The 6,527-nt window shown below is 62.0% G+C and carries 7 protein-coding genes; 6 read left to right on the forward strand and 1 reads right to left on the reverse strand.

What is annotated here, in order from left to right; all coding sequences use genetic code 11:
• A partial coding sequence (locus tag EN969_RS11995) for a DUF1217 domain-containing protein (RefSeq protein WP_127419142.1) occupies positions 1–1,519 on the reverse strand: 1,519 nt, incomplete at its 3' end.
• 147 nt (positions 1,520–1,666) lie between these two features.
• Here EN969_RS11995 and motA point away from each other — a divergent pair.
• Genes motA through EN969_RS12025 form a run of 6 tightly spaced genes read left to right on the forward strand, consistent with a single transcriptional unit; the run spans position 1,667 to position 6,505 of the window.
• Positions 1,667–2,542, forward strand: coding sequence for a flagellar motor stator protein MotA (motA, locus tag EN969_RS12000; protein ID WP_013529803.1), 876 nt, complete (start codon positions 1,667–1,669; stop codon positions 2,540–2,542).
• Between the two features lie 32 nt (positions 2,543–2,574).
• Positions 2,575–3,522: a FliM/FliN family flagellar motor switch protein gene (locus EN969_RS12005; protein WP_013529804.1), complete on the forward strand. Its 948-nt coding sequence runs from the start codon at positions 2,575–2,577 to the stop codon at positions 3,520–3,522.
• Positions 3,523–3,538: 16 nt separating this feature from the next.
• Positions 3,539–3,925 (forward strand): flagellar motor switch protein FliN, encoded by a 387-nt coding sequence (gene fliN, locus EN969_RS12010; protein ID WP_023809994.1) that lies wholly within the window; start codon positions 3,539–3,541, stop codon positions 3,923–3,925.
• A gap of 43 nt (positions 3,926–3,968) precedes the next feature.
• Positions 3,969–4,979 (forward strand): flagellar motor switch protein FliG, encoded by a 1,011-nt coding sequence (locus tag EN969_RS12015; protein WP_013529806.1) that lies wholly within the window; start codon positions 3,969–3,971, stop codon positions 4,977–4,979.
• A gap of 9 nt (positions 4,980–4,988) precedes the next feature.
• Positions 4,989–6,071: a flagellar biosynthesis protein FlhB gene (gene flhB, locus EN969_RS12020; RefSeq protein ID WP_024502683.1), complete on the forward strand. Its 1,083-nt coding sequence runs from the start codon at positions 4,989–4,991 to the stop codon at positions 6,069–6,071.
• Positions 6,068–6,505 carry a hypothetical protein gene (locus EN969_RS12025; RefSeq protein WP_024502682.1) on the forward strand — a complete coding sequence of 146 codons (438 nt, stop codon included), beginning with the start codon at positions 6,068–6,070 and terminating at the stop codon, positions 6,503–6,505. The genes flhB and EN969_RS12025 overlap by 4 nt, the downstream gene beginning before the upstream one ends.
• Positions 6,506–6,527: the final 22 nt, after the last annotated feature.

Below are 6,527 nucleotides of genomic sequence, written 5' to 3' on the forward strand. Positions count from 1 at the left end.
CGTCATACCAACTGGTGATGGTTGGGGCCTTGCGATCGAAATAAAGCGCCAGCCGCACGCCCTGGTTGGTCTGGCCGGCATCCTCTTCGAGGGTCTGGCGCATGTATTTGTCGACGGTCGGCTGCTGCGCCGGATTGATGGTGGTGGCCGCTTCGCCATGTTGTTCGAAGTTGAAGGCGGCGGCCAGCCCGGCATAGGCCTTGTTGGTCATCTTGTTGGCGACGCTGTCGGCGTCGCGAATGCCGCCGGCAAGAACGTTGCGGATGAGGTCCTTGCTTTCCGTCGCCGGGTCCAGTCCGTAGGCCGAGAGCACGTAGTTGTACAATCGGCTGTTGGCCATCAGGTCGTCGATGGATTTCACGTTCGTGACGTTGGCAAGGTAGTACGCGGTCTCCGACTTGATGTAGTCCGCATTCGGCGCGATCAGGCCAAGCGCCGACTCCGTCGTATAGATTTTCGGGGTGTCTTTCTGCACTTCGTCGCGCGACGTTGTCTGATCGCCATATTGGGCAAAGTTGAAGGCCGTGACGAAGTTGGCGTACCGTTTATCCGTCAGCTTGTTTGCTGGGCTGTCGGGGTCGCTGACGCCGCCCTCGAGCATTGTGCGGATCTGCTGCGGCGTTTCGGTTGACGCATCAAGTCCGTAGGAAGCCATGGCGAAGGTGAGCAGGCGCTTGTCCGCCATGAGGTTGTCGATCGACGTCACCTTGGAAATGTTTGCCGCGTAATAATCGGCCTCGCCCTTGATATATTGCGCGCTTGGCTCGACCAATGTCAGTCCGGCTCCGGCCATGTATCCTTTCGGCACCGCCTGCTGGACATCGTCGCGCATGGTCGTCTGATCGCCATACTGGGCGAAGTCGAAGGCTGCGACGAATTTGGCGTAGCTCTTGTCGGGCAGTTTGTTGGCGGGACTGTCGGGATCGCTGACGCCACCTTCGAGCATCGCCTTGACGGTTGCGGCAGGTTCGGTTGCGGCGTCGAGTCCGAAAGCGGCCATCGCATATGTCAGCAGGCGGCTGTCGCCCATCAGGTCGTCGACCGATCTAACCTTGGCGATGTTGGTGACGTAGTAGGCGGTTTCGCTCTGGTAGTAAGGGAGCCCCTTCTGCGAGGCGCCGATCTGGACTTGCAGCGCATAGTTGCTGGTCACCAGTTGCTGCGCCTTGTTGTAGACAGTCGTACTGGTGCCGTTGGCGGCGAAATTGAAGGCCCTGACGAATTCGGCGTAACGCTTGTCGGTCAGCTTGTTGGCGAAGCTGTTGGGATCGGAGACGCCTTCCTTGAGTGCCTTGACCATGAAGGCCTTGGCGTAAGCCATGTCCTCGAGCCCGTAGGCCTTCATGGCATATTTGAACAAACGGTCATTCTTGACGAAATCGTCGATCGATTTCACCTTGGTGATGTTGTCCAGATAATACTTGGTGTCGCGATCAACCACGGGCTGCTGCTCGATCCTGTCGATCGACTTTGAAATGTCCCTGGTGATGAGCTGGTAGCTGGTAAAGGTATTAAGCAAAGAGGTGCCTCCGGCCGAAGCTATGTCCGGACAATACCCCTACTTCCTTGCGCGAAACTGAATCGTCTCCGACGCCTTCGATTCAAGCCTCACACAAGGCACGGGGGCTATCCCTAGCTCCTGATGTGAAATGCGGAAGGACCTGTCGTGGGCATTCTGATTGGACTGGTGGTAACGCTCGGCTGCGTCCTTGGCGGCTTCATGGCCATGGGCGGCCATCTTCACGTGCTGATCCAGCCCTGGGAGGCAGTGATCATCTGTGGTGCGGCTTTTGGCACCTTCCTCGTCGCCAATCCGATGAAGACGGTCAAGGATACCGGCAAGGGCATTCTCGAAGCCTTCAAGCAGGCGGTGCCGAAGGAACAGGACTATCTCGAAACGCTCGGCGTGCTGCACTCGCTGATGCGCGAGCTGCGCTCGAAATCCCGCAGCGAGGTCGAGGCGCATATCGACAATCCGGAAGAGTCGGCGATTTTCCAGGCGTTCCCAACCGTGCTGCATAACCACGATCTGACGCATTTCATCTGCGACTACTGCCGCATCATCATCATCGGCAATGCCCGCTCGCACGAGATCGAGGCGCTGATGGACGAAGAAATCCAGACCATCAGGTCCGACAAGATGAAGGCCTATCACGCGATGGTGGCGGTGGGCGATGGCCTGCCGGCGCTCGGCATCGTCGCCGCCGTGCTCGGCGTGGTCAAGGCGATGGGCGCGCTCGACCAGTCGCCGGAAATTCTCGGCGGTTTGATTGGTGCCGCGCTTGTCGGAACGTTCCTCGGCATCTTCCTGTCCTATTCTGTGGTCGGACCGGTCGCCACCAAGATCAAGACAGTGCGCGAGAAGAAGAACCGCCTCTATATCATCGTCAAGCAGACGCTGTTGGCCTACATGAACGGCGCGCTGCCGCAGGTGGCGATCGAGTTCGGCCGCAAGACCATCTCGTCCTATGAACGGCCGACGATCGACGCGGTCGAGCAGAGCACGATGAATACCGGCACCGTCGAAAAGAAGGCCGCCTGAACGATGCGCGACAGATCGGTCCCGGCACTGTCATGACCAGCCTGGGCAGTCCAGCGGAAGCGCGCTCGCTGATCATCGAGCGTCTGGTCGGCGACAGCGGTGAGGCCGCGCAGGTCATCGACGCAGGCCGCGCCATGGCCGAACGCGCCGTGCCGCTGCTGCAGAAAACCCTGACCAGCGAGTTTGGCGTTCCGGTCGTCGTCGATCTCAAAGCGATCGAGGTCAGCCGCGTTCCCGAGGCGCGTTCGCGTGCCGGCGACACGTTTGCGATGACCGTGATCGGCTCGTCGGCGTCCTCCGATGCGATGACCCTGGTAATCGATGCTCCGGCGATCGCCATCATGGTCTGCACGCTGTTCGGCGGCGACCCGGATCTGCCGGCATCGCCGATCGAACGCGATCTGTCGCAAATCGAAATCGATGTTTCGACCATGGTGTTCCAGCAGGTCGCACAGGCCCTCAACGGATCGGGAAAGCGTTCGCTCGACCTGCGCCTGCCCGCGCCGCGGGCAATGTCGGGCACCGAGGCGAAGCGGTACGTGCTGCGCGATGGCGCGGCAATCCGCATCGTGCTTGGCATCTCGACGCCGGCCGACAGTGGCACCGTGACGGTGACGATGCCGCAGCGCGTCGTGCTGGCCAGCCGCGACGGAGCCGTGCCTGTCAGCGACGACGATCACGGCCCCAGCTGGCGCGCCCGCTTTTCGGAAGAGGTGATGCGCTCCACCGTGGCGCTCGAGGCCACGATGCCGCTGGCGCGGCTGACGCTCGGCGACCTCGCCGGTTTCGAAATCGGCGACGTCATCGAATTCGAGGAAACGGCCCAGTCCCAGGCGCGTCTCAGCGCACGGGGCAAGACGCTGTTCGTATGCGAGTTCGGCAAACTGGGACAGAATTACACCGTCCGGATCAGGCAACCTTACGATGCCGGGCAGGACTTTATCGACGGGCTGATGCCGGCTGCCGCCGGACGCGCCTGAGCATTTGGAGACGATCATGGCCAAAACCAAGGCGGAAGCCGACCTCGACCAGCCGGACGAGCAACTCGACCGTGCCATCGAAGAGTTGCGCGGGGTCCTGCATGAAGAGGAGCAACGTCCCGATGCGGCGTTCAGGGCGGCCTCATCGGCCAATTCGAGCGTGATCATGAACATCCCCGTCGATGTCCAGATCATCCTCGGCAGCACCGAGATGCCGGTCTCCGATCTGATGGCGCTGCAAAAAGGGTCGACCGTGGCGCTCAATCGCCGCATCGGCGAACCTGTCGACGTCGTGGTCAACGGCCGAAAGATCGCGCGCGGCGAGATAACCGTTCTGGAAAGCGATCCTTCGCGCTTCGGCATCAGGCTGACCGAAATCATCGCCGGCACGAAGGGCGCCTAGACATGGTTTGCGGGGCTTGCCGGTGGCAGCGGAGGCGAGTGGCATGACGACGCCGGTGACCTTGACCCGCGCGCAGAAGGCGGCCGCCATACTTGTGGCGATGGGCAAGCCGTCGGCCAGCCGCCTGCTGAAATTCTTCAAGCAGGAAGAACTGAAGGCCCTGATCGAGGGCGCCCGGCTGCTGCGGACGATTCCGCAAAGCGATCTTGAGCGCATTGTCGCTGAGTTCGAGGCCGAATTCACCGAAGGGGCGGGATTGCTCGATTCCGCCGACAGGATGGACACCATCCTCAACGAATCGCTCTCGCCCGAAGAGATGAGCGCGATCATGGGCGACAGGAAATTCGAGGTCGCACCGGAAGGCCCGCCGCCGATCTGGCCCGAGCTCGAAAAGCTCGAACCGGCGCGGCTTGGCGCCTTCCTGGCCGGTGAGCATCCGCAGACAGCGGCCATGGTGTTGTCGAAGCTGGCGCCGCAGGTGGCGGCGAGCGTGCTGCTGACACTGACCAAGCCGATGCGTGGAGAAATCATCAAGCGCATGGTGACGATGGCCAATGTTCCCGACGCTGCCGCCAGGATCGTCGAAAACCGGCTGCGCACCAGTGTGCTGGCCGAAACCTCGACCAAGGATACCTCGGCCGGACAGGCGCGTGTCGCCAGCGTCCTCAACGAACTCGACAAGCCGCTGCTCGAGGAGGTGATGCAGGATCTGGAAGCCGCCGGCACGCCTGATCTCGACGGCGTGCGAGCCCGGCTGTTTGCTTTCGACGATCTGCCGCTGCTCACCCAGAAAGCGCGGGTGCTGCTGTTCGACGGGCTATCGACGGAGCTGGTCACGCTGGCCTTGCGTGGCACGTCGGCCGCCCTTGCAGAATCGGTGCTGTCGGCCATCGGCGCCCGCTCGCGGCGCATGATCGAAGCCGAGCTCGGGCAGGGCTCGGACGGGATCCCCCTCGCCGATATCATGGCGGCCCGCAAGACGATCGTGACGACGACGATCCGGCTGTCGCGCGAAGGCGCCTTCGAACTCCCCTCGACCCAAGACGCCGCCTAGGACCGCGCCATGGCTGACGCGGTCGACAAGGATTCGAAAACCGAAGAGGCGACGGAAAAGAAGATCCGCGACACCATCGAACAGGGCAAGCTGCCCCATTCGCGGGAGACAGCGCTCTTTGCCTCGTTCGTTGCCATACTGGTGTTCACCGTCTTCTACGCCAAGGATGCGATCATCGATCTCGGCATGTTCCTGTCGATGTTCCTGGAGAAGCCGGAAGCCTGGCCGATGGACACGGAGACCGACGTCATCGCGCTTTACAAGATCGTCCTGCTCGAGGTCGGCCGCGCCGTCCTGAGCTTGATGGTGCTGCTGACCGTCGCCGGCGTCGGCGCCTCGGTGTTCCAGAACATGCCGCAATTCGTAGGCGAGCGGGTCCGGCCGCAACTCTCGCGTATTTCGATCGCCAAGGGTTGGAACAGGCTGTTCGGCATCCAGGGTTGGGTCGAGTTCCTGAAGTCACTCGGCAAGGTCGGGTTTGCCATCGTCGTGCTGAGCTTCACCCTGTCGGAAGACCACCGCAAGCTGCTCGCCGGGATGATCACCAATCCGGTCGCCTTCGGTCTCGTCATCCGCGGCATCGCCGTCGACATCCTGGTGGCGATCGTCTTCGTCATGGGGCTGATCGCGGCAGTCGACATCGTCTGGTCGCGCTTCCACTGGAAGCAGGATCTGCGCATGAGCAAGCAGGAGGTCAAGGACGAGTTCAAACAGTCCGAGGGCGACCCGATCGTCAAGTCGCGGCTGCGCTCGCTGGCGCGCGACCGGGCGCGCAAACGGATGATGACGGCGGTGCCGCGCGCGACGCTGATCATCGCCAACCCGACGCACTTCTCGATCGCGCTGAAATATGTGCGCGACGAGGACTCGGCGCCCATGGTGCTGGCCAAGGGCCAGGATCTGGTGGCGCTCAAGATCCGCGAGATCGCGCGGGAACACAACATCCCGATCTTCGAGGACGTGGCGCTCGCCCGCTCCATGTACAAGCAAGTTTCGGTCGATAATGTGATCCCGTCACAATTCTACCAGGCCGTCGCCGAACTGGTGCGGATCGTCTACTCGAAAAAGGCTGAGCGCAGACAGATTTCATGAACCGGCAACCGCACGCAAAATCCCGCGAGATCATCGTCGCCAGCGCCATCGAGCAGGTGGTGGGCGAACTGAGGCTGATCGATGTCGCCGACTACATCGCCTTTATCCGGCTGGAGCATTTCGCATGCCTGTCGGACCTGGTCGATTCAGCGGTTGAGTTGTTCTTCATGCCGGGTACTCTGCGGCTCGGCCATGGTGGTGAGGCGCATGTCGACTGGAGCGGCAGCCCGCGCATCGTGCTCGATCTGGAACTGAGGCCGCCCGGCGTCACCGTCTATTTCCAGCTGACGCTGAGCGAGCTCGGCGCGTCGGTGGCGGTCAACTACGTATCGTTCGAGAAGCCGGGCGAAGACCCGGAGCGCAACACGGCGCTGCTCGAAGCGGTGATCGAAGAGGCGCGTATCCGCAAGGTCGAGCCGCTGGCCTATCGCTGACCGTCGGTCGCTTTCGAAGCGC

The organism is Mesorhizobium sp. M7A.F.Ca.CA.003.01.2.1 (assembly GCF_003998945.1).
In the GTDB taxonomy this organism is placed as follows: Bacteria; Pseudomonadota; Alphaproteobacteria; order Rhizobiales; family Rhizobiaceae; genus Mesorhizobium; species Mesorhizobium ciceri.

What these genes read in the sequence shown, in the direction of transcription:
- EN969_RS12025 (WP_024502682.1), top strand. Translation starts at nt 6,068, where the DNA reads ATGAACCGGCAACCGCACGCAAAATCCCGCGAGATCATCGTCGCCAGC.
- fliN (WP_023809994.1), top strand. Translation starts at nt 3,539, where the DNA reads ATGGCCAAAACCAAGGCGGAAGCCGACCTCGACCAGCCGGACGAGCAA.
- flhB (WP_024502683.1), top strand. Translation starts at nt 4,989, where the DNA reads ATGGCTGACGCGGTCGACAAGGATTCGAAAACCGAAGAGGCGACGGAA.
- EN969_RS12005 (WP_013529804.1), top strand. Translation starts at nt 2,575, where the DNA reads ATGACCAGCCTGGGCAGTCCAGCGGAAGCGCGCTCGCTGATCATCGAG.
- EN969_RS12015 (WP_013529806.1), top strand. Translation starts at nt 3,969, where the DNA reads ATGACGACGCCGGTGACCTTGACCCGCGCGCAGAAGGCGGCCGCCATA.